Raw genomic sequence first — 26,842 nt, forward strand, 5'->3', positions numbered from 1 at the left:
GAAAACAGGATGGAAGCGGGCGGCAGCAGGTTTCGGCGCTGCGGCTATGTAAAGAATTCGGCCAGCCAGATGGAGGACCAGGTGGACCAGTTTATCTCCCTGCTGAACCAGAAGCAGATGACCTTTGAAGCAATGTGGGAGAATGTGACCGTCGTCCTGCCTGAGCGGGCCAACAATCTGAACGAGGAGATCGCCTTTGTCCGCAGTGGATGGGAGGCATTATAAGCGGTTGTCCTGTATACGGTTTTGTGTCCGGGTCCCGGGCTCCCGATTTTGGGGGCCGGGACCTTATAAAATGAAAAATAAGTTGACTGCTTTTTGTGGAAAAACTACAATAAACAGGGAGAGAACGTTGGGAATATTCGGCGGTAAGGATGGGGTTTCGTGTTCTACGATATGTTTTCCAGAGCGAAACTGAATGTGGAGCTGAACGAAAAAGAATGTGGAGTCCCGCCGTTCGGCGCGGCGGAAAAGAAGGCCTTGCGTCAGGCGAAACAGGCGGAGGAGGCGTTTCGGCGGTCAAAAGGTTATCCACCCAATACGTTCTGGGGAAAAGTGAAAGCGCTGTTTTTGCGGCGCGGCTAATGGACGCATCCAGGTACGGGGGTGAACCGATATGAAAGGGGCCATGTGGAGTACCCGGCGTGGATGGGTTCTTCTGGCCGTCGGGCTTCTTTTGGCGGGCACGCTGCTGTTTGGGCTGGTGTGCTGGGAACAGGACCATGGGAAGGCGATTTTCTTCGACTCCTCCTATGAGCAGGTCATTCCCCTGACCTGGGAGACAGGAGAGCTGACCGGAAGAGAGATCATTTCCGCCTTTTATGACCATGAGACACGGACCTATGAGGTGCGCCTCCGGCTCCCCGGCCGGGACGGCAATGTCTACTGGCCTTTTGGTGCAGAGGAACATCCGATTCTGACGGTGGATGACCGACAGGTGGAGGATTATTTGACCGTCCCCCATACGACCATCTGGGGAAAGGACGTGTATCTTCTCTTCTCCGACGTGGAGTTGGCCCCGGAGGCGGTCATCACGTTGGGAGAGGCCCGCTGCGCCCTCCGCCCGGCGCAGGAAGAATGAAGCATAGAAAACGAGCCGCCCGGCATTGCCGGGCGGCTCTTCTGTTTATCCATATCTTATTTTCCCAGACGCTCCGCAATGACACGGGCCACCTTGACGCCGGAGGCGCCGGCCTGGGCCAGGCCGCGGGTGACACCTGCGCCGTCGCCGATGGCGAAGAAACGGGGCAGCGCGGTCTCCAGCTCGCCGGAGAGGGCCAGGCGGGAGGAGTAGAATTTGACCTCCGCGCCGTAGAGGAGAGTGTCGTAGTTGGCGGTACCGGGGGCGATCTTGTCCAGCTGGTAGATCATCTCAATGATGTCGTCCAGCTGCCGCTTGGGCAGGGCCAGGCTCAGGTCGCCGGGAACGGCGGCGGTGAGGGTGGGCCGGACAAAGGACTTGCTCAGGCGGTGCTCGTTGGTACGGATGCCCGCCACCAGGTCGCCGAAGCGCTGCACCAGCACGCCGCCGGCCAGCATGTTGGACAGGGAGGCGATGTGCTTGCCGTAGCGGTAAGGCTCGTTAAAGGGCTGGGTAAAGCGGTTGGAGACCAGCAGGGCGAAGTTGGTGTTCTCACTGCGCAGCTTGGGGTCGGAGTAGGAGTGGCCGTTGACCGTGTTGATGCCCTCCACGTTCTCGGCCACCACATGGCCGTAGGGGTTCATGCAGAAGGTGCGCACCTGGTCGCCGTACTGCTTGGTGCGGTAGACCAGCTTAGACTCATACACCACATCGGTGATGTGCTCAAAGACCTTGGCGGGGAGCTCCACCCGTACGCCGATGTCCACCTGGTTGTTGATGAGCTCGATCCCCAGGCCCTTGCACTGGTTGGCAAACCACTCCGCGCCGGAACGGCCGGGGGCGGCGATGAGCCAGGTGCAGTCCACCTCGTCTCCCTTGTCGGTAATGAGGCGGTAGCCCTCTTCCCCGCGGTTCTCGATGGTGGTGACGGCGGTGTGGAAGCGGTACTCCACGTGCTCCTTCACGGTCTCATAGATGCTCTGGAGGATTTTTAGGTTGTTCTCGGTGCCCAGGTGCTTGCAGCGGGCCTGGAGGAGATGGAGGTCATGCTCCAGGGCGCGCTTCTCCAGCGCACGGGCCTCGGGAGTGGTGGTAGAAAAGACCTCGGTGGTGGCGCCGTGCTGGACGTTGATGGTATCCACATAGTCGATGAGGTCCATGACCTCTTTCCCGTCCATAAAGTCGGTGAGCCAGCCGCCAAAAGCGGTGGTAAAGTTATACTTGCCGTCGGAGAAGGCGCCCGCACCGCCAAAACCGCACATGGTATCGCAGATCTTGCAGTGAATGCACTCCTTCACTTTGCCCGCCACGATGGGGCAGCTGCGGGTGTAGATATCGGCGCCCTGATCCAGGGTGACCACCTTGAGCGCGGGGTGGCGGCGCATCAGCTCGTACCCGGCGAAGATTCCGGCCTCGCCGCAGCCGATGATGGCTACATCGTATCTTGTGTTCATGTGCGTTCGTTCCCTTTTCTCAAATTTCCGGAGAGCTGTACATACTCTTTCAATTTGCTATTATAACAAAAAATGAGAGAAATGACAAGAGGAAACCAGAGGCCTGTATGAACTATGCGGTGGCCTCGGTGGTGAGCTCAATACCGGTGTAATACCAGGTCAGAATCTCCTCATAGGTCTTCCCCTCCTTGGCCATGGCATTGGCCCCGTACTGGCTCATGCCCACGCCGTGGCCGTAGCCGGTGACCGAGAAGGTGATGGTATCCGCCGTTGTGGAGATGGTAAAGCTGGTGGAACGCAGTGCGAAGAGGGTGCGCATCTCATTTCCCGAGGTGGAGACTCCGCCCACGGAGATGGATTCCACCCCTCCGGCGGAGTTGAGCTGGGGCGCGCCGAACCAGGAGGACGGGTCCCCCTCCAGCACGGCGTCCGGATGAGCGGCGAGAAAGTTCGTCTTGAAGTCGGCGGCACTGACCTCCACGGTGGAGTGGTAATTGGGCACCTCCTCCCCCTCGGGGGACTCCACACTGGTGAGATAGGGGACGGAATTGCCCCAGACCTCCACGGCGTCCACGGTTTTTCCGGCGGCCGAGGAGAAGAAGACCGCGTCAATGAGCTGTCCATTGTACTTGGCCACCACGCCGTCCGTTCCGGCCACGGCGGCGCGGATCTTGGCGGTGTAGACGTCGGCGTTTTCGCCCCAGTTGGAGGCGGCCTGTTCGGGCTCGATATAGGCCTGACAGCAGGTATGGTCGGTACACACGTCGGCATCCGGATGGGCCTGGGAGGGGTGTTCCATCTTCCGCATAGCGTAAGTACGGGCCGCAACAGCCTGGGCCTTGAGGGCCTCCAGCTCAAAGGAGGCGGGCATCTCAGCGGCCACCACATTCCAGAGATAATCTCCCATGGACATGGTGCTCACCGTCCCGTCGGAGAGCTGGACCTGGATCTGCGTCCCGGTGTCCAGCTCCCCGGAGGGGACGGGGGATACCGCCGTGTGGTCCAGGGGAAGAGAGCCGTCCTCCTCCTGGGACTGGAGGGGGTCCCCCCGGAGCAGCAGAAGGGGAAGCAGGAAAAAGAGCAGGAGCAATATGAGGGCTGTGGCCGCCACTTGTTTCATAGGTAGACCTCCGTCGCAGTTAGGTAGTGTGGAAATGCGTTGACTGTCTTACTTTAGTGTGATAAAATAAACAAACATACTTGCGCAAAGGAGCATAGAACCATGGAGGGAAAAAAGGACAATGGCATGGACTTTGTTACCAGTCTATGCGAGGAATACCGGGCCCATAACTACATTGACCCGTCCTACTATGAGCGCTGGGGGGTCAAGCGGGGCCTGCGCAATGCCGACGGCACCGGCGTTCTGGCGGGCGTGACCCAGATCGGCAATGTTCTGGGCTACTATGTGCAGGATGGTGAGCGCTATCCCATGGATGGCAAGCTCATCTACCGGGGCATCAATGTGGAGGAGCTCATCGACGGCTTTATGCGGGAGGGCCGCTTCGGGTTTGAGGAGACGGCCTATCTTCTCCTGTTCGGGGCGCTGCCTGACCGGACGCGGCTGGAGGAGTTCAAGCAGGCTCTGAGCGACAATCATACCCTGCCCAAAATGTTTACCGAGGACATGATCCTCAAGGCGCCCAGCCCGGATGTGATGAATAAGCTGGCCCGCTCGGTGCTGGCCCTCTATTCCTACGACGACAATCCCGACGATCTCTCCCTGGCCAATCAGCTGCGGCAGGCCATCCAGCTCATCGCCCGGGTACCGGTCATCGTGGCCCACGCCTTTGCTGTGAAGCGGCACTACTACAATGACGAGAGCCTCTATCTCCACCGGCCCCAGCCCGGGCTGAGCGTGGCGGAGAACTTCCTCTACTCGGTGCGCCATGACAACCGCTTTACCGAGCAGGAGGCCCGCCTGCTGGACCTGTGCATGGTGCTCCACGCTGAGCACGGCGGCGGCAACAACTCGGCCTTTGCCTGCCGGGTACTCTCCTCCTCCGGGACCGACATGTACTCGGCGGTGGCGGCGGCAGTAGGCTCCCTGAAGGGCCCCCGCCACGGCGGCGCCAACAAGAAGGTCATGGAGATGTTCCGGTATATCGAGTCCGATGTGAAAGACTGGAAAGACGACGAGGAGGTCAAGGATTACCTGGGAAAGATCCTGCGCAAAGAGACGGGAGACCGCTCCGGCCTCATTTACGGGATGGGACACGCCATCTACACCCTGTCCGATCCCCGCGCCGTGCTCCTCAAGAAATTTGCCCGGGAGCTGGCCGAGACCAAGGGTATGCTGGATGAGTTCCAGCTCTTCGAGGCGGTGGAGCGCCTGACCCCGTCGGTGCTGGCCGATGTGAAGGGAGACAAAAAAGTGGTATGCGCCAACATCGATCTCTACTCCGGCTTTGTCTATAAGATGATGGGCATCCCGGAAGAGCTCTACACGCCCCTCTTTGCGATGGCACGTGTGGTAGGCTGGTGTGCCCACCGGCTGGAAGAAGTGGGCGGCAGCGCCAACCGGATCATCCGTCCCGCCTACAAGGCGGTGGCTCCTCTGCGCCCCTTTGTCCCGCTGGACCAGCGGTAATTTGGGCTGCAAAACACTTCGGATACACTGCGGCGGGCCATTCGGCCCGCCGCTTTTCTGCCGTTATGCCTGGGTGGAAGGGGCATCGTAGAGGGGAAGTGTGATCACAAAGCTGGTAAAACGGCCGTTGGACTCGGCCCGGATGGTCCCGCCGTGGCGCTCCACGATCTCCTTGGCGATGGCCAGACCCAGCCCCGCGCCACCTGTCCGGGTGGAACGGGCGGCGTCCAGCCGGTAAAATTTCTGGAAAATATTTGCTAGCTCCCCCTCCGGGATCTCCAGCCCCTCGTTGGAGATGTGGATCTCCACCTGTTGGCCGTCCCGCAGGGCAGAGATGCGGACCTCCCCGCCGGGGGTGCTGTAATTGACCGCGTTGCGCAGGACGTTGTCAAAAACCCGGACAAGCTTGTCCGGATCACCGAGCACCACAAGGTGGTGCTCGATCTCCGTTGTGCACCGGAGTTCTTTCTCCGCGAAAATGGGGTAAAATTCATCGGCGATCTGCTCCAGGAGCATGGTGAGCTGAATGGGGACCATGGAGTCGGGGTCGGCCCCCAGATCCATGCGGGTGATGTCAAAGAATTCCCCCAGCAGCTCCTCCAGCCGCTGGGCCTTTTCCAGGGCGATACCGGTGAATTTGCTCCGCTGCTCCGGGGTCAGATGGGGATCGTCGTGGAGCAGGGTGAGGTAGCCCACCACGGAGGTCAGGGGAGTCTTGAGATCGTGGGCCAGAAAGGAGATCAGATCCTGCCGGCGCTGTTCCACCGCTTTGGCACAGGCCTCCCGGGCCTGAAGCTGCTGCCGGATGGCGTTGAGGTCCTTCTCCAGGGGAGCGAGCTCCTTGGGAAGGGAGACCTCCTGGTCGGAGAGGTCGGCGATCCGGGCCGTGGCGGAGCGGATTTGGTCCAGCCAGCGGGTAAAGCGTCCCATGGCCAGATAAAAAGCCACAAGCATCAATAAAAACAGGAAGAGCATGACCCACTCCCGCTTATAATTGCGGATGTACAGCTGATATGCGTCCAGAGATGCGGCGGTGCTCTGCCCAAACAGGTGGGTGGCGATCCAGACAAAGAGCTGGGCAAAGGGGTCCTGGAGAAAGCCGTCGATCAGCACATCCTCCAGAAAGAGCCCTACGGCGCTGGCCACAGCGGCGCCCGCCACCACCACCAGCAGCATACGAAGTTTCAGACGGGTATAGCGCTGTTCTGACATGGGAGACCTCCTATTTCAACATGCGCCTGAGTAACAGCCTTTATTATAAAACGGGGAGGGGAAACTGGCAAGGGAGAGCCCACCCCGAGTCCTTCCACAAAAAAGTGCGCTACCCCGTGCTTTTTGTGGGAGAATATGATATACTTATAAACTCGAGGATATTTCCATAGACATAGGCTGGAATGCTTCGGAAAGGAGCCTGACATGCAGAAAAAAATCGTATATCCTGCGCTGGCGGTCCTTCTGGGCGGCGTGGGCTTTGCGCTGCGCCGCTGGGAGCTGGCCACCGCCTTTGAGGAGACAGGGCTTGTGACGCCCGGCATGCCGTCCACGCTGGCCCTGATCGCCCTTTCGGCCATAGTAGGGATCCTGTGCGCACTGCTGGGATGGAGCCGGCGCAACGTCGATTATGGGGATTATGACACGGCCTTTGCCGCCAAGGACTGTTCGCTCTTTATGGGGGCGGTGGTCCTCTCGGCTTTCTTCCTGCTGGGGGCGGCGGCACTGAAACTGACGGGAATCCCCACGGCCTACCGTGAGGCAGCCGCTCTGGCCGCCCAGGGCAGCGGAGGAAATCCGGCGATGACCATGCTGCTGCCCATTCTGATGGCGGCGCTGAGCGCGGCGGCGGGGATCTGTGTCCTGGTGACCGGCCGCAACGCTTACCGGGGGGAGCCCACGGGGAAATACAGCTCCCTGGTGCTCATGCCCGCTTATCTGTGCTGTGTGTGGCTCATCGCGGCCTATCAGAACCGGGCTGCCGACCCGGTGATCCAGGACTATATCTATGAGCTGCTGGCCATCATCTGCGTCCTGCTGTCGGTATATTATCTCTCCAGTTTTGCCTTTGAGACTTCCAAGGCAGGCCGGGCCCTGTGCTTTTCCCTGCTGGCAGTCTATTTTTCCATGACCACGCTGGCCGACGCCCATGACTGGGCCACGATGGCGCTGTATGGATTCGGCATTCTCTACCCCTTGACCATGTCTGCCGTCCTCCTCTCCAAGACGGGAAAGCCCCGGGAGAAGAAGGGCGCGGGTGATACAGAAGAAACGGAGGAGACCCCCAATGAAGGATAAGAACACATTTTATATCACGACCCCGATCTACTATCCGTCGGACAAGCTTCACATCGGCCACACCTACTGCACCGTGGCCACCGACGCCATGGCCCGCTATAAGCGCCTCCAGGGCTACGATGTGATGTTCCTCACCGGAACCGATGAGCACGGCCAGAAGATCGAGGACAAGGCCAAGGAGGCCGGTGTCTCCCCCAAGGAATTCGTGGACAACATCGTGGAGGGGCCCCGCGGCGTACTGGACCTGTGGAAGCTGATGAACATCTCCAACGACCGCTTCATCCGCACCACCGACGGCTATCACGAGCAGGCCGTGCAGAAGATCTTCAAAAAGCTCTATGAGCAGGGGGACATCTATAAGGGCAAGTATGAGGGCAAGTACTGCAAGCCCTGCGAGTCCTTCTGGACCGAGACCCAGCTGGTGGACGGCAAGTGCCCCGACTGCGGCCGCGAGGTGGTGGACGCCCAGGAGGAGGCCTATTTCTTCCGCCTGTCCAAGTATGCCGACCGCATTCTGGACCTGCTGGAGAACACGGACTTCCTGGAGCCCCGCAGCCGTGTCAATGAGATGGTGAACAACTTCATCAAGCCCGGTCTGGAGGACCTGTGCGTCTCCCGCACCTCCTTCTCCTGGGGCGTGCCGGTGGACTTTGATCCGGGCCATGTGGTCTATGTGTGGATCGACGCCCTCTCCAACTACATCACCGCCCTGGGCTTTGACAACGACGCCCACCAGGACTATGAGAAGTACTGGCCCGCCGATGTCCACTTTGTGGGCAAGGAGATCGTCCGCTTCCACTCCATCATCTGGCCCGCCATCCTCATGGCGCTGGGTGAGCCCCTGCCCAAGAAGGTCTACGGCCACGGCTGGCTCCTGCTGGACGGCGGCAAGATGAGCAAGTCCAAGGGCAATGTGGTGGACCCCTACCTGCTGGCCGAGCGCTACGGAGTGGACGCCCTGCGCTTCTTCCTGCTGCGGACCTTCCCCTTCGGCACCGACGGCAACTTCTCCAACGAGTCCCTCATCAACACCATCAATGTGGACCTGGCCAACGACCTGGGCAACCTCCTCAGCCGCACCGTGTCCATGGTGGGCAAGTACTTTGAGAATGGTCAGCTCCCCGAGGAGCAGACCGGCGACGCCCTGGACGACGAGATCGTCTCCATGGCCTCCACGCTGCGGGACCGGTACGAGCAGGCCATGGAGCGCTATGCCTTCCAGGATGCCCTGGCTGAGGTCTTCAAGCTCATCGCCCGGGCCAACAAGTATATTGACGAGACCGCGCCCTGGGTGCTGGCCAAGGACGAGGCCAACCGGCCCCGCCTGGCCCGGGTCATGTATAACCTGCTGGAGTGCCTGCGCATTTCCGGTGTGCTCCTCAGCCCCTTCATGCCCGACTCCTGCACCAAGCTCTTTGGGCAGATCGGCGCCTGCGCCGAATGCACCACCTGGGAGAGTGCCGGCAAGTGGGGCTCCCTCCCCGCAAATGTGCGGGTGGAGCGGGGCGAGAACCTCTTCCCCCGCATCGACATCCAGAAGGAGCTGGCCGAGCTGGAGAAGGCCGCGGAGGAGGCCAAGCGTGCCGCACTGCCCCCGCTGGAGACTGAGCCCCTGCTGGAGGAGACGGTGGACTTTGACAGCTTCTGCAAGAACGACCTGCGGGTGGTCAAGGTAAAGGACTGCCAGGCGGTGAAGAAGAGCAACAAGCTCCTCAAGTTCACGCTGGACGACGGCACCGGCACCGACCGGCAGATCCTCTCCGGCATCGCCATGTGGTACAAGCCCGAGGAGCTCATCGGGAAGACCCTGGCCGCCATCGTGAATCTGCCGCCCCGCAAGATGATGGGCCAGGAGAGTCAGGGTATGCTGCTCTCCGCCGTCCACACCGAGCGCGGTGAGGAGCGCCTGAACCTCATCATGCTGGACGACAAGATCCCCGCCGGCGCCAAGCTGTGCTGATCGAGATGACCATATCACAAGAAAACCCCCGCCCCGGAAATCCCGGGGCGGGGGTTTTGTATCGCTGCGAACCGTGCGGAAGGTTATCTGCCGCGCATGGTCAGGATCTCGTCCAGCAGGGCGTGGGCCACCTGGTCCTTGGAGAGCAGGGGCAGGGCCTTCTCTCCCTCCTGCGAGAGCAGGGTGACCCGGTTGGTGGAGCCGCCGAATCCGGCTCCCTCCTCTTTGAGGTTGTTGGCCACGATCAGATCCAGGTGCTTCTTGACCAGCTTTTTGCGGGAGTTTTCCACCATGTCGCGGGTCTCCATGGAAAAGCCGCAGAGGAACTGACCGGGGGCCTTGTGCTCTCCCAGCCAGCCCAGGATGTCCTGGGTGCGCTCCAGCGCCAGGTTGAGATCGCTGCCGTCCGCCGACTTTTTGATCTTGTCTCCGGACACGACCGCAGGGCGGTAGTCGGCCACGGCGGCAGCCTTGATGATGATGTCCTGAGTGCCGGCGCGGAGGGTGACCGCCTCAAACATCTCCTGGGCCGAGGTGATGTCCACCGTCTCCACATAGGCCGGGGGCTTCAGCGCGGTGGGGCCGGAGACCAGCGTGACCTGGGCGCCCCGGGCGGCGGCGGCCCGGGCAATGGCATAGCCCATGGTGCCGGTGGAGTGGTTGGTGAGGTAGCGCACCGGGTCCAGACTCTCCCGGGTGGGGCCGGCGGTGACCAGCAGACGCAGGCCCTCCATATCTCTGGGGTGGACCAGCGCGTGGAGGACACTCTCCAGCAGGTCCTCAGGCTCGGGCATCTTCCCAAGGCCCACCGCGCCGCAGGCCAGACGGCCGGCTGCGGGGGTAAGGACCTCCCAGCCATAGCGGCGCAGAGTCTCCAGATTGTCCTGGGTCACCGGGTTTTCATACATCCGGGTGTTCATGGCCGGAGCGGCAATTTTGGGACAGTCGCAGGCCAGCACGGTGGTGGTGAGCATGTCGTCGGCAATGCCGTGGGCCAGCTTGGCCAGTACATTGGCGGTGGCGGGAGCGATGAGGACCAGGTCGGCCTGGTCAGCCAGAGCCACATGCTCCACCTGATAGGTGTGGTTGCGGTCAAAGGTGTCGGTGACGGTGCGGTTGCCCGTCAGATGCTCAAAGGTCAGCGGGCCAATGAACTCCGTGGCGTTCTTCGTCATGATGACATGTACGTTGCAGTGCTGCTTGACCAGGGCGGAGGCCAGGGCCGCGGCCTTATAGCAGGCGATGCCGCCCGTGACGCCCAGCAGCACGGTTTTTCCTTTCAGCATGGGAATTCCTCGATTCTGCCCGGGAGGGCCATTCTTCCCGGATAGTATAGCAAATGCCGGGCAAAGTGTAAACGGTCTGGTATAAATTTGGGCAGATTCCTTGCATTTTGCCTCTGGATTGGCTATAATGGGAACCGCCTTGGGCCAAAACGATCCGCTGTACCCGACATGGGACGGCAGGAGAGAACAGAGGAGCCCCGGGCACAACAAAATTTGCGCTGTATCTCCCCAGGAGGAGAACGGCAGCAGGAGGTTTTACAATTGAATGTACGTATGCAAGCAGCTCCCAACCGCACGGCCCGCAGTGCAGCGGTGAGGGACATGGTGGTACTCGCCCTGTTTACCGCCATCGTCCTGCTCATGGCCGCAACCCCCATCGGGCTCATCGACCTGCCTCTCATCAAGGCCACCATTCTCCATGTCCCGGTCATCATCGGGGCCATTGTACTGGGGCCCCGGCAGGGCGCCTTCCTGGGCGCCGTGTTTGGCCTGACCAGCCTGGTGAAGAATACCATGGTGCCCGGCGTGCTGTCCTTTGCGTTTTCGCCCCTCATTCCGGTGCCCGGTACCCAGCACGGAAGCGTGTGGGCCCTTTTTATCTCCATGGTGCCCCGGATGCTCATCGGGCCTGTGGCCTGGGGCGTCTATACCCTGCTGCATAAGCTGCTGGGCCGCAAGGCGGGGGCGCGCACCGTGGAGGCGGCGGTGGCCGCGGTAGCGGGCGCCTTTACCAATACCATCCTGGTCATGGGTACCATCGGTCTGGTGTTCCGTCAGGCCTATGCCACGGCCTACAATCTGCCGGTCAATGAAGTGATCGGCGTCATCATGGGCGTGGTGGCCGTCAACGGTGTGCCTGAGGCGGTGGCTGCCGCCGTACTGGTGCCCGCCGTGGCGCTGCCCCTGCAGAAGGCCCTGAAGCGGGATACGATGTAAGAGAGAAGGAGAACGGGATACATGATCTTGGCACTGGATGTGGGCAATACCAATACGGTGGTCGGCGGCTTTGAAGGAAGCACCCTCCGCTTTAGTCTGCGGATGCAGAGCGACCGAAACAAGACGGTGGACGAATACGTCCTCCTGCTCCGGGGGCTGCTGGCGGAGAAAGAGGTGGATCTCTCCGGCGTGGAGGGCGGAATCATCTCCAGCGTGGTGCCGGAGCTCCGCTATGTGCTGGGCAAGGCCATGGAACGCCTGACCGGCAAGACCTTCCTGGTGGTGAGCAACCGTCTGGACCTGGGCGGCATCCAGATCAAGATGGACATTCCCGGGCAGGTGGGCGCCGATCTGCTGGTGGATGCGGCGGCCGCCCTCTCCCTCTATCAGCCCCCGCTGGTCATCTTTGATATGGGAACGGCCACCACCATGTCGGTGCTGGACCGGGAGGGCAGCTACATCGGCGGTGTGATCATTCCCGGGCTGCGCCTCTCGATGGACGCCCTCTCCGGGCGGGCCGCACAGCTCCCCTTCATCAATCTGGAGGAGCCGCCCGAGCACCTCATCGGCAAAAACACCGTGGACTGCATGAAGGCAGGCGCCATTTACTCCAACGCCGCCATGCTGGACGGACTGGTGGACCGGGTGGAGGAAGAGCTGGGCGAGAAGGTGACCGTGGTGGCCACCGGCGGCCTGATGGGCGTGGTGCTCCCCTTCTGCAAGCATGGGATCCACTATGACGAGAACCTGCTCCTGATCGGTCTTTTGAAGCTCTACGAGCGCAATTCCTGACGATACGAAAAAGTCCGGCGCCGCATATGCGGCGCCGGACTTTTTTATTCCTGGGGAGTCTATCTCACAGAGTAGGCTCGGGCGGGAGCTCCTCCGGTGCGGCGGAAGTGACCTCCCGGGAGAGCAGGGTGCGGTAGCTCAGCTCGATTCCCAGCGCGCCCAGAGGGGCGGTGACCAGGATGGCGATGACCGCCACGGTGAGCACGATTTCCCCGCAGCCCAGACCCATGGCCAGCGGCACGCCCCCAATGGCGGCCTGGACCGTGGCCTTGGGCAGGTAGGAGAGAATACAGAAGAGCTTCTCACGGAGCGAGAAGCCGGACCCCAGCAGGCACACACAGACCCCCACCGCCCGGAAGCACAGGGCGCCCAGAACGGTGATCACCGCCATAGCGCCGGCCGCGGCGGCATAGCGGACGTCCACCTCGGCGCCCACCAGGACGAACAGGATGACCTCGGCTCCCACCCAGAGGGTGGAAAAAGCGCCCGAGAGGGCCTTGGCGCACGCCTTGGAACGGCGCTGGAGGCCGATGCCGGTCCCCATGACAGCCAGAAGGCCGGAGAAGGGGATGAGCCCTTCCAGTCGATTTTCGCCCTCTACCAGCAGGAAGGCCAGGGACAGCAGGAGCAGCACCTGCACCGGCAGGCGCAGGGCGGGGCGGTCCAGCCAGCGGGCCAGCCCCGTGCCAAGCGCCAGTCCGGCGGCCAGCCCCAACACGATGGAGACCGGCACGGAGAGGAGCGCGACGGGGGAGAAGCTACCGCCCTGTGCCATGCCGGTAAAGGCGGTGAAGAGCACGATGACGAAGACATCATCCACCGAAGCGCCGGCCAGAATCAGCTGGGGGATGCTCTTTTCTGCGCCCCAGCCCTCGTCCATCAGGCGGATCATCCGGGGAACGATGACCGCCGGGGATACGGCGGCTACCACTGCGCCCATGATGGCGGCGTCCAGCGTAGAGATGCCCAGCAGCCGGGGAGCCAGCAGCACCATGCCGAAGATCTCAAAGCAGGCGGGGACAAAGCACATGAGAAGGGCGGGACGGCCCACCCGTTTCAGATCGGCCAGATCCAGGGAGAGGCCCGCCCGGGTGAGAATGATGATGAGGGCCAGCTGCCGCAGATCGGCAGAAATGGAGAGCATAGAGGAGGAGAGCAGGTTCAGCTGGGAGGGCCCCAGCAGGATGCCCACCAGGAGCATGCCCAGCAGACCGGGCAGGTGGAGCTTCTGGGCCACGGCCGAGCCGAAGAACCCCAGAAGCAGGATGAGCGCGAGACTTGTCAGCATGAGAATACCGTCCTTTCCAGAATTTGGAGCGCAAAAAAGGCTGATGCCTCCTGCGCTTGGCAGAAGTCATCAGCCGTAATGGCGGTTTTACCCGACGGGCGGGCCAGGGAGAACTTCATTCCCTCGGTGTGTCAGTATACTCCCGAACGGGGCGGCTGTCAAGCCCTCCAGCCGTAGAGACACAGCCCCGGCTTGATGTGGGGAAAGTGGAGGATCTCCTCCAGGGTGAAGCCGCATTTCTCAGCCAGACGGCGGGAGGCGGTGTTTTCTTCCACAATGAATCCCGCCAGTGTGGAAAAGCCCAGTTCCAGCGCCTGTGCCTGGAGGGCGCGCACGGCGGCCGCGCCATATCCCTGTCCCCAGGCGTCCCGGGCCAGGAAGAGGGAGACCGAGCGGCGGGTGTCCTCATGGTCTCCCAGTTTGAGGGCGGCCACCCCCGCGGAGCGGCCGCTCACAGCGTCCACAATGCGCCAGGCCAGGTTGCCCCCCGTGGTGTAGGACTGGGCCAGCTCGTCCCCCTGGGCGGGATCGGTGAGGGGAGAGAAGCGCATGTACCGGGCCACCTGGGGATCGGAGCCCAGCTCATAGAAGTAGGGCCCGTCGGCCGGGGTGAGGGGCTCCAGACGGATGGCAGGACTCATCTCCGGCCCTCCCCGCTTCCACTCCGGCACAGACGGCGGAAAGCGGCCGGCTCTTTGGCGGAGAAGGTGCGCTCCTCGCCGGTGCGGGGGTCCACCAGGGTGAGTTCATGGGCGTGGAGGCACAGACGGCCCAGCGGGCGGCTCTGGGCCCCATACTGCCGGTCTCCGGCGATGGGATGGCCCAGGTCGGACATGTGGACGCGGATCTGGTTCTTGCGGCCGGTCTCCAGATCCACCTCCAAAAGGGCATAGCCGCCCCCGGAGCAGAGGACCCGGTAGCGGGTGATGGCCTCCTTGGCGTCCCGCCCCGGCGCGCCGGAGTAGACCAGATGGGTGCGGGTCTCCCGCAGATAGGAGCGGATGCGTCCCTCGGACTCGTCGGGCACCCCCTCCACCAGGGCACGGTAGCCACGGCGGCGGACCCGGCCCTCCCAGTCCTCCTGGAAGGCCAGCTTGGTCTCCTCGTTTTTGGCAAAGAGCACCACGCCGGAGGTGTCCCGGTCCAGGCGGTGGACGATAAAGACCCGGCCGTTCTTCTCCTTTTCCCGCATGTAGTCGGTGAGGATGTGGTAGGCGGTGCGGATCTTTTCCTTCTCGTTGGCGATGGTGAGGAGTCCGGCGGGCTTGTCAATGACGATGATGTCCTTGTCCTCATAGAGCACCGGGAAGGGGAGGGCAGGAACCTCCTCCCGGGCCTGCTTGGGGGCGAGACTCACCCGGTCGCCGGGAGCCAGAGGGTGGTCAAAGCGGGTGAATACCTTTCCGTTCACCCGGAACTGTCCGGAGGAGAGCATGGATTTGATGTTGTTGCGGGACTTGCCCTTCACATGGGAGAGCAGGAAGGGGAGCAGGACGCCGTCCTCCTCCACGGTCCAGGTTAGGGGCGCGGATTGTTTTGGTTCTCTCACAGCTGAGTCTCCTTTTCATAATCTTCCCGCTGGTAGACGCGGGTGTAGACCTGGACGCCCCAGGCCTGTCCGTTGCGGATGTGGAAGCGGCAGCGGCCCACTACCTGACCCTCCTCATCCAGCTGCTGGAACCAGGTGCCGCCGCACCAGAGCAGCCGGCGCTTGGTTCCATCCTGGTCCACCGAGAGTGCTCCGTCCTGGCAGGAGACCGTCCAGTGGACCGGCACTCCCTCATGGCAGACATAGTGCCCGGTGAGGAGCTCCGGCTGGGAGAAGGTCCCGCCGGCGGGGTGGAGCCAGCGGTGGTCGGCCTCCAGCGGCCGGTCGGTCACCGCGTTGTAGAGGGCCCACAGGAGGTCGGTCACATCCACCTCACCCTGGTTGCACAGCACCGCAAAGCCATAGTTCTCCCCTTGCAGGTAGCCGCCCTCGGAGGAGACCCCGTGGAGGCCGCCTGAGTGCTCGCAGTACACATGCCCGTCCAGAAGGCGCTTGTTGAGGCCCAGGCAGTAGAAGGCCTTCTCCTGGGTGGGGAAGGCCGGTCCGGCCAGCTTCTCCACCGCCCCGGCGGGGAGGCACTGCACCCCGTCCAACACGCCGCTGTTGGAGAGGCACTGATAATACCGGGCCATGTCGTGGGCAGTGGAGCGGGCGCAGGCGCTCCCCCGGAAGGGAGGCAGGGCGGACCACACCTCATCCCAGTAGAGCTGTCCCTCGTCATCCAGGTCAAAGAGGGCGGAGATGTTTCCCTTGGCCAGGACCTTGGCCTCCTCGCCCGCGATGTCCATCACCGAGCGCTCCATGCCCAGGGGGCGGAAGACCCGCTCCTGCAAAAACTGCTCCAGCGGGATGCCGGCGGCCTGATCCACCACATAGGAGAGGATGGCATAGCCCTCGTTGGAGTAGCTCATGATCTCGCCCGGCGCGCCTAGGGTGGGGTAGCGGCCCTGGGCGATGTAGTCGATGACCTCCTGGATGGTGGACATGGTATTGGGGGCCGAGGCCTGAAGGGTGCGGGCCCATTTGCTGTCGCGGCCGGGGGTATTCATGGCAATGGACCACTCCAGCGGCTCCATGGGGGGGATGCCGGAGGTGTGCATGGCCAGGTGCCGGAGGGTCACCTCATCCCGGGCGTTGCCGGGCACCTGGAAGGTGGGAAAATAGCGGACCACCGGGTCCTCCAGAGAGAGCTTCCCCTCCTCCTCCAGTATGGCCAAGGCCAGGGCAGTCATGGATTTGCTCATGGAGGCCACGCCGAAGATGGTGTCGCCGTCCACGGGGAGGAGACCCGCTCCGTCCCGGTGGCCGTAACCCTTGGAGAAGAGTACGCCCTCCGGTCCGCGGATACAGACCGCCACACCGGGGAGCTTGCGCTCAGCGATTTTTTCTTCCAGAAAACGGTCCAATGCCTCTGTGTTCCACTTCATGTCAATCAGGCCCCTTTCCTCGGCGGATAAAAGAAAATGTCCCAGAACCGTGTGGTCCTGGGACATTCATGGTGGAGACTACTGGACTCGAACCAGTGACCTCCTGCGTGTGAAGCAGGCGCTCTAACCAGCTGAGCTAAGCCTCCAATTGGCGGGAGCGATTCCTCTCCCGTCGTGGTGACGCGTACGGGAATCGAACCCGTGTTACCGCCGTGAAAGGGCGGTGTCTTAACCGCTTGACCAACGCGCCAAGCGAAGGTCTGAAACAGACCTGTGGTAGCGGTACCTGGATTCGAACCGGGGACACTGCGGGTATGAACCGCATGCTCTAGCCAACTGAGCTATACCGCCTTTTCAGCAGCCCCTCGAAACAGGGCAGGACTTAGTATAGACGAAAACCTTCCATTTGTCAACTGGTTTTTTCAAAAAACTTTGGATTTTTTTTACCCGCTCCGGACCAGCCTGTGCCGGCCCGGAGCAGATCCGTTTAGGGGAGGGGAACGGAGAAGGATTGGATCCCCATATAACCGGGGGCAATCTCATATTTCTCAAAAAAGAGGACCGGATTTCCGTCGGCATCCAGATAGAAGGCCTGGTCATCGGTCACGCCGGAGAAGCCGCCCTGATCCTGGGTGAAATAGACCGCATCCTCCTCTGCGGTGCGGCGGGCCATCTCGTCGCGGATCACTTGGTCACACCGTTCCTTCCAGTCAGGGCCCAGAAGACCGGGAAGGGTGAGCTCGGTCCCGGTAGTCAGATCCAGGTTGTAGGTATAGATCTCCGTATAGGCACTGGCCAGGGTTTCCGTCTTGTAGATCACGAAGGACAGATACTGCTGGTTGGAGCATTTTACCTCATAGTCCACATCGATGATAATGGGGGTAAAATCCTCGGCCCGGCCTCCGGTGTCCACAAAGGCGTCCCGGGCCTCCCGGGCACGCTCCTCCGCCTCCTCCAGGACCTGGTCAATGCGGGTGCGGATCTCAGTGTTGATGCGCTGTTCCAGATCGGTATTGCCGGTGTCGGTCAGTGCGGGGAGACGGACATCGATGAGATGTTCCCGGTCGTTGATCTGATACTGCTCCACCGTGACGATCCGGGCCAGGTCTCCCAGAACAGGGAGAGAGGACACGGCGCTGGCAAAGGCAGGACTGCCGTTGACCAGCAGGCAGAAGCAGGCGCAGGCGGCCAGACCGGCGCCCCATCCCCTCCGAAGGGTCCAGCGGCGCAGATACCGGCGATTGCCCCGGCGTACCGCAGACTCCGTCGCAAAGGAGAGGTCTTCCGGGATCTCAATGGCCTCGTAGCGCTCCTTGGCTTCCTTCCAATGCTCATGCATCAATATCATCCTCCTCGGTCCATTCTTTCAGATGTTTGAGTCCCTTGTAGAGCCGGGACTTGACCGTGTTGAGATTTGCACCGGTGACCCGGGCGATCTCCTCCAGCTTCAGATCTTCAAAAAAGCGCAGGCGGATGACCGTCCGCTCCTTTTCGCTGAGCTTTTCTATGGCGTCGTAAAGATCCAGCCGGGCACCGGGATCGCATTCGGGTGCGGCTTCCTGTTCCAACTGATCCTCCAGCGGGACCAACCGTTTCCCCTGACGGAACCAGGTGATGCTCTCATTGACCAGAATGCGGTAGAACCAGGTTTTGACATAGGCGGGCTCCCGCAGGGAGTCGGCCTTGCTGAGGGCTTTGACGATACTCTCCTGTACCACGTCCAATGCGGCATCCCGATCCTTGACATAGCTGTAGGCCAGACGGTAGAAGTCGGCCTGATGGGACAGGATATACTCGGTGAGAACGGCGCGGCGATCCAAAGCGGAACTCATGGCGCTCCCTCCTTCCCGCTATCGAAGGCTACGGTGTGGGTCTGGAGGTAGGAGAGCCATTTCTCATAGGCGTTGGGGAAGAGATGGATCCCATCGCTGCTCTCCTGGGCGGGCAGCGTACCGGATGCATCGGCAAACTGGGACCAGATATCCAGCAGAAAGAGCTCCTTCTGCTGGGCCAGAAGCTGAAGCTTCTGATTATAAGCAGTGATTTTTGCGTTGGTGAAAATGCCCTCATTCGATTTCCGGCTGGTCACCGGGAGCAGGGTCTGAAGATAGATCTGGGCCTGTGGCTGGAGCTGCCGGATCTGATCGATCAGCTGGGCATACTGGAGGTAAAACCCCTCCGGACTGCGCCAGCCCAGATCGTTGAGACCAAGGCCCAGATAGAGCTTGGAAAAGCGCTGCTCCTGAAGGGCCTCCAACGCGCTCAGGCGCTTCCCATGGATGGGAAGGAAGGCTTTGCTCCGGGCCGTCTGGAGGTTCATGCCCCGATAGGCCAGGCGGCCGGCCGGCCGCACCTTGGTATAGAGAAGCAGACCCTCGGTCCGGGAATCTCCCAGAAAGGCGGCATCGGAAAACCAGTCCAGAGAAACAGCCTGGGAGGCCGGTACCGGCACGGCATAGTCATAGGCGGGGGGCGCAGGGGTGGCCGTGGGGGAAGGGACCGGCGGGAGTGTGGCAGGCGGGGCCGAAGCAGTCGGCGGGGCGGAAAGGGAGGGCGAGGGGGCCGCCGCAGGAGTTGGCCGGCTGTCATATGGGGGAGAAGGGTGGGAGGCCGCAGCGGCCAGCGTGCGGGAAACCACCGCAAAACTCCCGGCAAGGGTCAGAAAAAAGGCGCACAAAGCCAACGCCCCCAGGCATCTGGGTGCGTACGAGCGATATGTGTGACCTCTGCGCGGCATTTTCTACTTCCCTTCTGGTTTTGTGTAACTATCGATTAGACGCGGGGAGTGGGGAAAAAGTTTGCTGCAATTTCCTGTGTCCACTCTTGCAAGGTGGGGTGCTGTGGGTTATAATGCGTTAGTATATTAAATCGAGAAACGTAGGATGGTATCCCGTGTCCCGATGGATAAAAGGAGATGTTCGTATGGAAAAGACCGTCATCCCGGCGGGCTATGCTCCCTGCCTCAACCTGTATGATACCCAGAAGGCCATCGGCCTTCTCAAGCGCTTTTTTGAGGACGCACTGGGAGGCGCGCTCAATCTGATGCGGGTCTCCGCCCCACTGTTTGTCGAGGCGGCCACCGGCCTGAACGACGACCTGAACGGTGTGGAGCGGGCCGTCACCTTTGACATCCCCTCCGCGGGCCGGGACGCCCAGGTGGTCCACTCTCTGGCCAAGTGGAAGCGTATGGCCCTCTACCGGTATCAGTTCTCGGTGGGAGAGGGACTCTACACCGACATGAACGCCATCCGGCGGGACGAAGAGCTGGATAACCTGCACTCGGTCTATGTGGATCAGTGGGACTGGGAGAAGGTCATCGCCCCCCGGGACCGGAACGTGGAGTATCTGAAGCAGACCGTACGCACCATCGTCAAGGCCATGTGTGAGACCCAGACCACCCTGCGCTCGGTCTACCCCCGGCTCACTGCGCTGCCTGCCCTGTGCCCGGAGGTGAGCTTTGTCACCACCCAGGAGCTGGAGGACCGCTGGCCCAATCTCTCCCCCAAGGAGCGGGAGAACGCCTGGGTGAAGGATCATCCCACCACCTTCCTCATGCAGATCGGCGGCGCGCTCAAGTCGGGTAAGCCCCACGACGGCCGTGCTCCCGACTATGACGACTGGAACCTCAACGGCGACATTCTGCTGTGGAACCCGGTGCTGCAGAAGGCCTTTGAGGTCTCCTCCATGGGCATCCGGGTGAGCCCCGAGGTGCTGGACCAGCAGCTCACCACCGCCGGCTGCGATGAGCGGCGCTCCCTCACTTTCCACAAGCTCCTGCTGGAGGGCAAGCTTCCTCTGACCATCGGCGGCGGCATTGGCCAGTCCCGTCTGTGCATGCTGCTCCTGGGCAAGGCCCATATCGGCGAGGTGCAGGCGAGTGTGTGGGACGGAGAGACCATCGCGGCGTGCCAGGACGCGGGGGTCATCCTGCTGTAAAGCCGGGATGGGCCTTGCCCAGACCAAGTGTTTTGCCTTGGCAAAACCTTGCCGCAGGGGCGATTCACTCGCCACGAGGAAGGAAAATGGGACCCCGCCCGGCATGAATGCCGGGCGGGAACAAGGCCCATATCGGCGAGGTGCAGGCGAGCGTGTGGGACGGAGAGACCATCGCGGCGTGCCAGGACGCGGGGGTTATCCTGCTATAAATTTCTCAAAAATGCAAGCATTTTTGAGAGGGGGATGCAGGCCGCGGCGCGCACTCGCTTGCGCTCGCACACTTGCGGCCTGAGAGGAGTGTTTCCCGACGTACACGCCGCCGGAAAACACGATTGGACCCTCTTCCGCCGTCTGCGGACGGCGGAACTCTGCGAGGCTCTTGCAGCATAAATCACAGAAATACACTTTATTGACAGACTGCGGCGCGGCCCATGGGCCGCGCCAATCTTTTTTATGCCATATCCCGGCGGAACACGTGGATGCGGAAGCCGGCGCGGACCTCCAGCTGGGACAGCGCGCGGAGCCGCTCCACCCCGGCCTTTGGGGTCTTCCAGCAGTAGGGAGTCATCTGGAAAAGGGCCTGGAGATCCTCCGGATTTTCGATATGGAGCATGGTCTCCACCGGGACCACCTCCAGGAGCTGAAAGCCCTCATAGGGGATGGTCTCATCCGGGTTGGGGTAGGGCGTGTCGTAGAGGACCTCCTTGAGCTCCCACAGGTGCTCCGGAGCGGGCACCACATAGAGGAACACGCCGCCGGGCTTCAGGACCCGGTGGAACTCCTCCGCGGCCAGAGGGGAAAAGCAGTTGACCAGCAAATGGGCGCAGCCGTCCGGCACCGGCAGGCGGTAGGCGGAGCCTACGGCGAATTCGGTCTCACGGTCCCGCTTGGCGGCCCACCGGAGGGCAAATTTGGAGATGTCGATCCCGGCCACTGCGGGGGAACGGCCCGCCTCCCGCAGGGCCTGGGCGATCCCGGCAGTGTAGTACCCCTCCCCACAGCCCGAGTCCACCACGGCGCAGGGGGCTGGGGCGTAGCGGAGGGCCAGCTCCTCCAGGGCGGTGCGCAGCGGCTGGTAGTATCCCGCCGAGAGAAAACGGTTGCGGGCGGCCACCATGGCCTTGTCATCTCCGGGGGTCTTGGAGTGCATTTGGTTGGGGGGCAGGAGATGGACATAGCCTTCCTTGGAAATGTCGTAGCTGTGTCCGTTGGGACAGGTATAGGTACGCTCCCCACGGGTGAGGGGAGCGGAGCAGATGGGGCAGCGGAACAGGCTCATAGAGGGGCCTCCTTATCAGAGAACAGAATGGATAACAGGGAGTTTTTATTTATTATAGCAGAATATGAGTTGCAGTGTAAAAAGAAAGACGTTTTTCGGATAAGCAGATCCTATCCGGAAGCGCGATGCTAGATGGGGAATTAGACAAATATAGAAGAGTCTGCGGGAGAAAAAATGTCAGAAACGGAAAATAATATAAATTCACATAAAACTTTAATAATGTAACCGACTTGTAACCGCTGTGTGCCATACTTCAAACGTCCGGCCAGCCATACCTGGGAGGCGGCCGGGGATCAATTGACAAAAGGAGAGAAACGCAATGAAGAAACGGACACTCAAGCGGGCTGCGGCCCTGACTCTGGCTGTGGCGGTCATGGCGCCTGCCGCATCTGCCCTGAGCTGGAAGGATGGAGCCCCCGCCAACTATAATTTCACCTATGGAGGGGACAACGGCGGAATTGCCAGTGTGAAGGCATCCGACACCAATGGGACTTACAACGGCGAGATCAAGGCTGGCGAGACCATTACCACCCAGACCGGTACCATCGTGTGGCGGGACAGCTACACCAATGTGACCACCTTCACCGTCACCACCGAGCCCGGCTATGAGTTGGTGGGCCTGAGCGGCACCAATGTGGAGAACGAGTTCGAGTATGATGAGGACAGCAATGCCTACACCTTCTCCTTCACTGATAAGGGCGCCGAGGCCTGGTGCTATGGGAAGGATGTCTCCTTCGATCTGGTGACTGACAAGACCATGTATACGATCACCTTCGCGAATGAGGATGGAAACGAGCTGGGCTTCATCACCGCCGCGCTGGACGAGCCGCTGTTCACCAGCATTGTTCCCGAAAAAGAGGGGTATACCTTCAGCCGCTGGATGCTGAATGAAACAACTGCGATGCCCGATACATTCACTGCTGATATGCTGAAGTATGCCGATGAGAACAAGAATATCACGGTGACCCCTGAGTTTACGGTGAATGAATATCCTGTTACCATTAACTACTATGTGAACAACAACAATGGAGTCAATGGCGGCACGCTGGAGAGCAAAACTGACAATGTAATGGTCCCCTATGGCACGACCATCAACGAGGCGTGGCTGGCGGAGAATAACCGTCTGAGCGGCTACAAGATGATCGGCGGCGACCATGACGTAACCGTCGGCGTGGATGGCGCTGCGATTGACCTGGTCAAAAAGGAAGCGGTTTTTGAAGAAGACCATGCCTATTTTACCTATGAGAGCAAGGATGACGGGGTGCTCTCTGTCACTTATGGAATCGAGGACAAGCGCGAGGGCGTAAATGTCGACGTGAACGAGACCATCCGGATGTCCTATAGTGATTATCTCTGGGGAGAAAAGACGATCACCTTTACGGTTCAGGTGGCGGACGGCAAGGCCCTGGTTCTGAACTGCTCTGACGGTTCCAACGAATTCACGGATAACGGAGACGGTACTTATACCTTTGCGTTCACCCGCGGTGGTACGATGATTAACAAGCCCACCGATCACATTACCTTTGCCCTTTCCACCGTGGAAAAGTAAAAACTGCTGCATTGGCCCGGAGGTTTTGCCTCCGGGCCTGTTTTTGCGCGGATGTGGAAAAGAACAGGGAAAGAACCGTCTCTTTCGTCCTTTTTTCTCTACCATTTTGGCATGGGATATGGTATCATAGACAAGATTATGATTACTTTTTGTGACAGATAAGGAGCGAAACAATGATCACCGTTTCTGATTTGACCCTTCAGTACAGCGGTCAGCCCCTGTTCAGCCATGTGGATCTTCAGTTCACCAAGGGGAACTGCTATGGCATCATCGGCGCCAACGGCGCGGGCAAGTCCACCTTCCTGAAGATCCTCTCCGGCGAGCTGGAGCCCACCAAGGGTGAGGTCTCCATCCTGCCCAAGACCCGCATGTCGGTCCTCAAGCAGAACCAGAACGCCTATGACGCCTACAATGTTATGGACACCGTCATCATGGGCAACCAGCGCCTCTATGACATCGGCAAGGAGAAGGAAGCCCTCTATGCCAAGGAGGAGATGACCGAGGAGGACGGCATCCGCGCCTGTGAGCTGGAGGAGGAGTATGCCGAGCTGGGCGGCTGGGAGGCCGAGAGCGACGCCTCCCGCATCCTCCAGGGACTGGGCATCGGCACCGAGCTCCACTACAACGACATGGCCACCCTGGACGCCCGCCTCAAGGTGAAGGTCCTGCTGGCCCAGGCGCTCTTCGGCAACCCCGACATCCTGCTGCTGGACGAGCCCACCAACAACCTGGACATCAACGCGGTCAACTGGCTGGAGGACTTCCTGCTGGACTTCGAGGGGACCGTCATCGTGGTCTCCCATGACCGCCACTTCCTCAACACCATCTGCACCCACATCGTGGACATCGATTACAACAAGATCAAGCTCTACGTGGGCAACTACGACTTCTGGTATGAGTCCTCCCAGCTGGTGCAGGCCCTCATCAAGAACCAGAACAAGCGCAATGAGGAGAAGATCAAGGAACTGCAGGACTTTATCGCCCGCTTCTCCGCCAACAAGTCCAAGTCCAAGCAGGCCACGGCCCGACGCAAGCTCCTGGACAAGCTCACCGTGGAGGAGATGCCCGCCTCTTCCCGCCGCTATCCCTGGGTGGCCTTCTCCCCCGAGCGGGAGGTGGGCAAGGACATCCTCTTTGTCACCGATGTGAGCAAGACCATCGACGGAGTGAAGGTGCTGGACAAGGTCTCCTTCATCGTGGGGCACGATGACAAGATCGCCTTCGTGGGCGACAATGAGAACGCCCACACCGCCCTCTTCAAGATCCTCACCGGCGAGATGGAGCCCGACGAGGGCACCGTGAAGTGGGGCCAGACCGCCACCTTCTCCTACTTCCCCAAGGACAACACCGCCTTCTTCGAGGGGCACGACGAGAACCTGGTGGAGTGGCTGCGGGAGTTTTCTCCCGACCCCCACGAGAGCTATCTGCGCGGCTTCCTGGGCCGGATGCTCTTCTCGGGCGACGACGTGTATAAGAGCGTGAAGGTCCTCTCGGGCGGCGAGAAGGTGCGGTGCATGCTCTCCAAGATGATGCTCTCTGGGGCCAATGTGCTGCTGCTGGACCAGCCCACCAACCACCTGGACCTGGAGTCCATCACCGCGGTCAACAACGGTCTGGAGGCGGTGAAGTGCAATGTGCTCTTCTCCTCCCACGACCACCAGCTGGTGCAGACCGTGGCCAACCGGATCTTTGACTTCACGGCCGAGGGCAAGCTCATCGACCGGAAGATGACCTATGACGAGTATCTGGAGAGCGTAAGCTCCAACGGATAAGGACACAGCGCCCGGCCCTTCCGGAGAGATGGGCCGGGCTTTTTCTCCAGGTAAAGTGAGTCGTGTTATGTGACGGAAAGCGGCATAATATGCGGGGAAAGCGCCCTTTGCTTTCCTGTGGAAAATGTGATAGAATAAAAGACAATACTCCGGAAGAAAGCGGGCAAGGAGGATACTCGATGGAGGAACTCAAGGAACTCAAAGCGCGGATGCAGGAGCAGCGGCCGGTGGACTGGGAGAGCTTTCCCGACATCGGACTGTATATGGATCAGGTGGTCTCCTATCTGCCCCGGCAGCTCATCCACTACGGGGATGGGGAACTGCTGACCTCCGCCATGGTAAACAACTACATCAAGGACGGCCTGCTTCCAAGGGCGGAGGGAAAGCGCTATTCCCGCACCCATCTGGGGTATCTGACTGCTATCTGTGTGCTCAAGCAGGTGCTCTCCGTGAAGGAGACCAACCGTCTCATCGCCGCGGGTACCGAGCGCAAGCGCACCACAGAGGAGCTCTATGCCTACTTCTGCCGGCAGCTGGACGCCGCGCTGAGTGAGACCGCCCAGAGCCTGCCCGAAGAGGGGGAGGAGGAAGACCTGCCCCGTCTGGCCCTGGATCTGGCCCTGCGCAGTTATGCGGATCGTCTGGCCTGTCAGCGGGTGCTGGACATCCTGGCCCAGCATACGCCGGAGCCGAAGCGGAGCAGCCGGAAGAAGGAACGCGCCGGGAAGTGAGCCTGCCCGGCGAAGAGGGCCATATATGGCCCATGATAAGGAGGGTTTTCCCATGAGCAACTATCGCATTGTCACCGATTCTGCCGCCGATATGAGCGCGGCCATGGTGGAGGAACTGGGTGTTACCGTTCTGCCCCTGTGTTTTACCATGGAAGAAAAAACCTATGAGGATCATCCGGACCGCCGGGCCATGCCCATTGAGGAGTTCTACCGCCGCCTGCGGGAGGGAAAGATGGCCACCACCTCTGCCGTGAACGTCTCCCAGTACATCGATGTGCTGGAGCCCATGCTGCAGGCAGGGGAGGATGTGCTGGTGCTGGCCTTCTCCTCGGGGCTTTCCACCACCTATAACTCCTCCGCCATTGCGGTGGCCGAGCTGCGGGAGAAGTACCCCGAGCGGAAGATCTTCACCGTGGACACCCTGTGTGCCTCCCTGGGACAGGGACTTCTGGTGTGGCAGGCCGTTGCCCTTCAGAAGGCGGGCAAGAGCCTGGAGGAGGTCCGGGACTGGGCCGAGGCCAACAAGCTCAAGCTCTGCCACTGGGTGGCGGTGGACGATCTGGCCCACCTGAAGCGGGGCGGCCGGATTTCCGCTACCACAGCCTTTGTGGGCGGAATGCTGAACATCAAGCCCATCATCCATGTGGACAACGAGGGCCACCTCATCAACGTGGGGAAGGTGCGCGGCCGCGGCGCCTCCCTCAAGTACCTGGTGGATGAGATGGGAAAGCGGATCACCGATCCCCAGGAGCAGGTCATCTTCATCAGCCACAGCGACTGCCTGGAGGACGCCAAAGTGGTGGGCGAGGAGGCCAAGCGCCGCTTTGGCGTGAAGGACGTGGTCTACAATCACATCGGCCCCGTCATTGGCGCCCACACCGGACCGGGTACGGTGGCACTCTTCTTTATGGGAACGGAGCGGTAAT

General features: G+C 61.1%; 25 protein-coding genes, 3 tRNA genes and 1 riboswitch. Of the genes, 13 read left to right on the forward strand and 15 right to left on the reverse strand.

The features are described from left to right. Positions 1 to 9: 9 nt before the first annotated feature. The 3 genes from INF37_RS01475 (at position 10) to INF37_RS01485 (ending at position 1,081) form a co-directional block, all read left to right on the forward strand. Positions 10 to 225 (forward strand): hypothetical protein, encoded by a 216-nt coding sequence (locus INF37_RS01475; RefSeq protein ID WP_193535937.1) that lies wholly within the window; start codon positions 10 to 12, stop codon positions 223 to 225. A 159-nt stretch (positions 226 to 384) separates the two neighbouring features. Further along, complete coding sequence (locus INF37_RS01480) at positions 385 to 585, forward strand: hypothetical protein (protein ID WP_193535940.1); 201 nt, start codon at positions 385 to 387, stop codon at positions 583 to 585. A gap of 31 nt (positions 586 to 616) precedes the next feature. Then, positions 617 to 1,081, forward strand: coding sequence for a hypothetical protein (locus INF37_RS01485; RefSeq protein ID WP_193535942.1), 465 nt, complete (start codon positions 617 to 619; stop codon positions 1,079 to 1,081). A gap of 56 nt (positions 1,082 to 1,137) precedes the next feature. Here INF37_RS01485 and INF37_RS01490 read toward each other — a convergent pair whose 3' ends face one another. Together INF37_RS01490 and spoIID are read right to left on the reverse strand one after the other, a co-directional pair. Further along, entirely contained in the window at positions 1,138 to 2,535 is a 1,398-nt protein-coding gene (locus INF37_RS01490; RefSeq protein WP_101692299.1) for an NAD(P)/FAD-dependent oxidoreductase, read from the reverse strand. A 112-nt stretch (positions 2,536 to 2,647) separates the two neighbouring features. Beyond that, the gene (spoIID, locus tag INF37_RS01495) at positions 2,648 to 3,655 is read right to left on the reverse strand and encodes a stage II sporulation protein D (RefSeq protein ID WP_193535944.1); all 1,008 of its coding nucleotides are present in this window, start codon (positions 3,653 to 3,655) and stop codon (positions 2,648 to 2,650) included. A 102-nt stretch (positions 3,656 to 3,757) separates the two neighbouring features. Here spoIID and INF37_RS01500 point away from each other — a divergent pair, with 102 nt between their 5' ends. After that, entirely contained in the window at positions 3,758 to 5,122 is a 1,365-nt protein-coding gene (locus tag INF37_RS01500) for a citrate/2-methylcitrate synthase (RefSeq protein WP_186963086.1), read from the forward strand. 63 nt (positions 5,123 to 5,185) lie between these two features. Here INF37_RS01500 and INF37_RS01505 read toward each other — a convergent pair whose 3' ends face one another. Then, positions 5,186 to 6,334: a sensor histidine kinase gene (locus INF37_RS01505; RefSeq protein WP_235964121.1), complete on the reverse strand. Its 1,149-nt coding sequence runs from the start codon at positions 6,332 to 6,334 to the stop codon at positions 5,186 to 5,188. 204 nt (positions 6,335 to 6,538) lie between these two features. On the opposite strand from INF37_RS01505, the gene INF37_RS01510 reads away from it, so the two are divergent. Both INF37_RS01510 and metG read left to right on the forward strand, forming a co-directional pair. Then, complete coding sequence (locus INF37_RS01510; protein WP_193535946.1) at positions 6,539 to 7,411, forward strand: hypothetical protein; 873 nt, start codon at positions 6,539 to 6,541, stop codon at positions 7,409 to 7,411. Beyond that, the gene (gene metG / locus INF37_RS01515; protein ID WP_101692295.1) at positions 7,401 to 9,371 is read left to right on the forward strand and encodes a methionine--tRNA ligase; all 1,971 of its coding nucleotides are present in this window, start codon (positions 7,401 to 7,403) and stop codon (positions 9,369 to 9,371) included. Before INF37_RS01510 ends, metG begins: the two co-directional genes overlap by 11 nt. An 83-nt stretch (positions 9,372 to 9,454) precedes the next feature. Here the strand turns inward: metG and coaBC are convergent, their stop codons facing one another. Next, positions 9,455 to 10,657 (reverse strand): bifunctional phosphopantothenoylcysteine decarboxylase/phosphopantothenate--cysteine ligase CoaBC, encoded by a 1,203-nt coding sequence (coaBC, locus tag INF37_RS01520; RefSeq protein WP_193535948.1) that lies wholly within the window; start codon positions 10,655 to 10,657, stop codon positions 9,455 to 9,457. A gap of 261 nt (positions 10,658 to 10,918) precedes the next feature. Between coaBC and INF37_RS01525 the strand changes: the two genes are divergently transcribed. Beyond that, the gene (locus INF37_RS01525) at positions 10,919 to 11,593 is read left to right on the forward strand and encodes an ECF transporter S component (protein WP_235964123.1); all 675 of its coding nucleotides are present in this window, start codon (positions 10,919 to 10,921) and stop codon (positions 11,591 to 11,593) included. 21 nt (positions 11,594 to 11,614) lie between these two features. Then, complete coding sequence (locus INF37_RS01530) at positions 11,615 to 12,385, forward strand: type III pantothenate kinase (protein WP_193535950.1); 771 nt, start codon at positions 11,615 to 11,617, stop codon at positions 12,383 to 12,385. A 64-nt stretch (positions 12,386 to 12,449) separates the two neighbouring features. Here INF37_RS01530 and INF37_RS01535 read toward each other — a convergent pair whose 3' ends face one another. From INF37_RS01535 to INF37_RS01580, 10 genes are all read right to left on the reverse strand, one after another. Continuing rightward, on the reverse strand, positions 12,450 to 13,673 hold the full coding sequence (locus tag INF37_RS01535; RefSeq protein ID WP_193535952.1) for a cation:proton antiporter domain-containing protein: 1,224 nt from the start codon (positions 13,671 to 13,673) through the stop codon (positions 12,450 to 12,452). Positions 13,674 to 13,726: 53 nt separating this feature from the next. Then, positions 13,727 to 13,805, reverse strand: a riboswitch (Fluoride riboswitch). Positions 13,806 to 13,831: 26 nt separating this feature from the next. Beyond that, positions 13,832 to 14,314 (reverse strand): GNAT family N-acetyltransferase, encoded by a 483-nt coding sequence (locus tag INF37_RS01540; RefSeq protein WP_193535954.1) that lies wholly within the window; start codon positions 14,312 to 14,314, stop codon positions 13,832 to 13,834. Beyond that, positions 14,311 to 15,222 carry an RluA family pseudouridine synthase gene (locus INF37_RS01545; protein ID WP_193535956.1) on the reverse strand — a complete coding sequence of 304 codons (912 nt, stop codon included), beginning with the start codon at positions 15,220 to 15,222 and terminating at the stop codon, positions 14,311 to 14,313. The genes INF37_RS01540 and INF37_RS01545 overlap by 4 nt, the downstream gene beginning before the upstream one ends. Beyond that, positions 15,219 to 16,649, reverse strand: coding sequence for a serine hydrolase domain-containing protein (locus INF37_RS01550; RefSeq protein ID WP_193535957.1), 1,431 nt, complete (start codon positions 16,647 to 16,649; stop codon positions 15,219 to 15,221). The genes INF37_RS01545 and INF37_RS01550 overlap by 4 nt, the downstream gene beginning before the upstream one ends. Before the next feature lie 69 nt (positions 16,650 to 16,718). Then, positions 16,719 to 16,795: transfer RNA gene (locus INF37_RS01555), tRNA-Val, on the reverse strand. A gap of 29 nt (positions 16,796 to 16,824) precedes the next feature. Then, a tRNA-Glu gene (locus INF37_RS01560) sits at positions 16,825 to 16,899 on the reverse strand. A gap of 24 nt (positions 16,900 to 16,923) precedes the next feature. Beyond that, positions 16,924 to 17,000 (reverse strand) — tRNA-Met (locus INF37_RS01565). Positions 17,001 to 17,136: 136 nt separating this feature from the next. Next, the gene (locus INF37_RS01570; RefSeq protein WP_193535959.1) at positions 17,137 to 17,988 is read right to left on the reverse strand and encodes a DUF3298 and DUF4163 domain-containing protein; all 852 of its coding nucleotides are present in this window, start codon (positions 17,986 to 17,988) and stop codon (positions 17,137 to 17,139) included. Then, positions 17,981 to 18,481: a sigma-70 family RNA polymerase sigma factor gene (locus tag INF37_RS01575; protein WP_193535961.1), complete on the reverse strand. Its 501-nt coding sequence runs from the start codon at positions 18,479 to 18,481 to the stop codon at positions 17,981 to 17,983. The genes INF37_RS01570 and INF37_RS01575 overlap by 8 nt, the downstream gene beginning before the upstream one ends. Continuing rightward, the gene (locus INF37_RS01580; protein WP_193535963.1) at positions 18,478 to 19,326 is read right to left on the reverse strand and encodes a GDSL-type esterase/lipase family protein; all 849 of its coding nucleotides are present in this window, start codon (positions 19,324 to 19,326) and stop codon (positions 18,478 to 18,480) included. The genes INF37_RS01575 and INF37_RS01580 overlap by 4 nt, the downstream gene beginning before the upstream one ends. A gap of 245 nt (positions 19,327 to 19,571) precedes the next feature. Here INF37_RS01580 and asnA point away from each other — a divergent pair, with 245 nt between their 5' ends. Then, on the forward strand, positions 19,572 to 20,585 hold the full coding sequence (gene asnA / locus INF37_RS01585; RefSeq protein ID WP_101692286.1) for an aspartate--ammonia ligase: 1,014 nt from the start codon (positions 19,572 to 19,574) through the stop codon (positions 20,583 to 20,585). Between the two features lie 451 nt (positions 20,586 to 21,036). On the opposite strand, the gene INF37_RS01590 is transcribed toward asnA, so the two are convergent. Then, a complete protein-coding gene (locus tag INF37_RS01590; protein ID WP_193535965.1) occupies positions 21,037 to 21,864 on the reverse strand; it encodes a putative RNA methyltransferase in 828 nt (275 codons plus the stop codon). 319 nt (positions 21,865 to 22,183) lie between these two features. On the opposite strand from INF37_RS01590, the gene INF37_RS01595 reads away from it, so the two are divergent. The 4 genes from INF37_RS01595 to INF37_RS01610 all read left to right on the forward strand — a co-directional run bounded on the left by INF37_RS01595 (position 22,184) and on the right by INF37_RS01610 (position 26,841). Further along, positions 22,184 to 23,413: a hypothetical protein gene (locus INF37_RS01595; protein ID WP_193535966.1), complete on the forward strand. Its 1,230-nt coding sequence runs from the start codon at positions 22,184 to 22,186 to the stop codon at positions 23,411 to 23,413. A gap of 173 nt (positions 23,414 to 23,586) precedes the next feature. Continuing rightward, the gene (locus INF37_RS01600; RefSeq protein ID WP_101692283.1) at positions 23,587 to 25,185 is read left to right on the forward strand and encodes an ABC-F family ATP-binding cassette domain-containing protein; all 1,599 of its coding nucleotides are present in this window, start codon (positions 23,587 to 23,589) and stop codon (positions 25,183 to 25,185) included. A gap of 179 nt (positions 25,186 to 25,364) precedes the next feature. Continuing rightward, positions 25,365 to 25,916 carry a DUF1836 domain-containing protein gene (locus tag INF37_RS01605; RefSeq protein WP_193535968.1) on the forward strand — a complete coding sequence of 184 codons (552 nt, stop codon included), beginning with the start codon at positions 25,365 to 25,367 and terminating at the stop codon, positions 25,914 to 25,916. A 52-nt stretch (positions 25,917 to 25,968) separates the two neighbouring features. Beyond that, positions 25,969 to 26,841, forward strand: coding sequence for a DegV family protein (locus tag INF37_RS01610; protein ID WP_193535970.1), 873 nt, complete (start codon positions 25,969 to 25,971; stop codon positions 26,839 to 26,841). Position 26,842: the final 1 nt, after the last annotated feature.

The organism is Pseudoflavonifractor gallinarum (assembly GCF_014982855.1).
Taxonomy (GTDB): domain Bacteria; phylum Bacillota; class Clostridia; order Oscillospirales; family Oscillospiraceae; genus Pseudoflavonifractor_A; species Pseudoflavonifractor_A gallinarum.

What these genes read in the sequence shown, in the direction of transcription:
- INF37_RS01475 (WP_193535937.1), top strand. Translation starts at nt 10, where the DNA reads ATGGAAGCGGGCGGCAGCAGGTTTCGGCGCTGCGGCTATGTAAAGAAT.
- INF37_RS01485 (WP_193535942.1), top strand. Translation starts at nt 617, where the DNA reads ATGAAAGGGGCCATGTGGAGTACCCGGCGTGGATGGGTTCTTCTGGCC.
- INF37_RS01490 (WP_101692299.1), bottom strand. Translation starts at nt 2,535, where the DNA reads ATGAACACAAGATACGATGTAGCCATCATCGGCTGCGGCGAGGCCGGA.
- spoIID (WP_193535944.1), bottom strand. Translation starts at nt 3,655, where the DNA reads ATGAAACAAGTGGCGGCCACAGCCCTCATATTGCTCCTGCTCTTTTTC.
- INF37_RS01500 (WP_186963086.1), top strand. Translation starts at nt 3,758, where the DNA reads ATGGAGGGAAAAAAGGACAATGGCATGGACTTTGTTACCAGTCTATGC.
- INF37_RS01505 (WP_235964121.1), bottom strand. Translation starts at nt 6,334, where the DNA reads ATGTCAGAACAGCGCTATACCCGTCTGAAACTTCGTATGCTGCTGGTG.
- INF37_RS01510 (WP_193535946.1), top strand. Translation starts at nt 6,539, where the DNA reads ATGCAGAAAAAAATCGTATATCCTGCGCTGGCGGTCCTTCTGGGCGGC.
- metG (WP_101692295.1), top strand. Translation starts at nt 7,401, where the DNA reads ATGAAGGATAAGAACACATTTTATATCACGACCCCGATCTACTATCCG.
- coaBC (WP_193535948.1), bottom strand. Translation starts at nt 10,657, where the DNA reads ATGCTGAAAGGAAAAACCGTGCTGCTGGGCGTCACGGGCGGCATCGCC.
- INF37_RS01530 (WP_193535950.1), top strand. Translation starts at nt 11,615, where the DNA reads ATGATCTTGGCACTGGATGTGGGCAATACCAATACGGTGGTCGGCGGC.
- INF37_RS01535 (WP_193535952.1), bottom strand. Translation starts at nt 13,673, where the DNA reads ATGCTGACAAGTCTCGCGCTCATCCTGCTTCTGGGGTTCTTCGGCTCG.
- INF37_RS01540 (WP_193535954.1), bottom strand. Translation starts at nt 14,314, where the DNA reads ATGAGTCCTGCCATCCGTCTGGAGCCCCTCACCCCGGCCGACGGGCCC.
- INF37_RS01550 (WP_193535957.1), bottom strand. Translation starts at nt 16,649, where the DNA reads ATGAAGTGGAACACAGAGGCATTGGACCGTTTTCTGGAAGAAAAAATC.
- INF37_RS01570 (WP_193535959.1), bottom strand. Translation starts at nt 17,988, where the DNA reads ATGCATGAGCATTGGAAGGAAGCCAAGGAGCGCTACGAGGCCATTGAG.
- INF37_RS01575 (WP_193535961.1), bottom strand. Translation starts at nt 18,481, where the DNA reads ATGAGTTCCGCTTTGGATCGCCGCGCCGTTCTCACCGAGTATATCCTG.
- asnA (WP_101692286.1), top strand. Translation starts at nt 19,572, where the DNA reads ATGGAAAAGACCGTCATCCCGGCGGGCTATGCTCCCTGCCTCAACCTG.
- INF37_RS01590 (WP_193535965.1), bottom strand. Translation starts at nt 21,864, where the DNA reads ATGAGCCTGTTCCGCTGCCCCATCTGCTCCGCTCCCCTCACCCGTGGG.
- INF37_RS01595 (WP_193535966.1), top strand. Translation starts at nt 22,184, where the DNA reads ATGAAGAAACGGACACTCAAGCGGGCTGCGGCCCTGACTCTGGCTGTG.
- INF37_RS01600 (WP_101692283.1), top strand. Translation starts at nt 23,587, where the DNA reads ATGATCACCGTTTCTGATTTGACCCTTCAGTACAGCGGTCAGCCCCTG.
- INF37_RS01605 (WP_193535968.1), top strand. Translation starts at nt 25,365, where the DNA reads ATGGAGGAACTCAAGGAACTCAAAGCGCGGATGCAGGAGCAGCGGCCG.
- INF37_RS01610 (WP_193535970.1), top strand. Translation starts at nt 25,969, where the DNA reads ATGAGCAACTATCGCATTGTCACCGATTCTGCCGCCGATATGAGCGCG.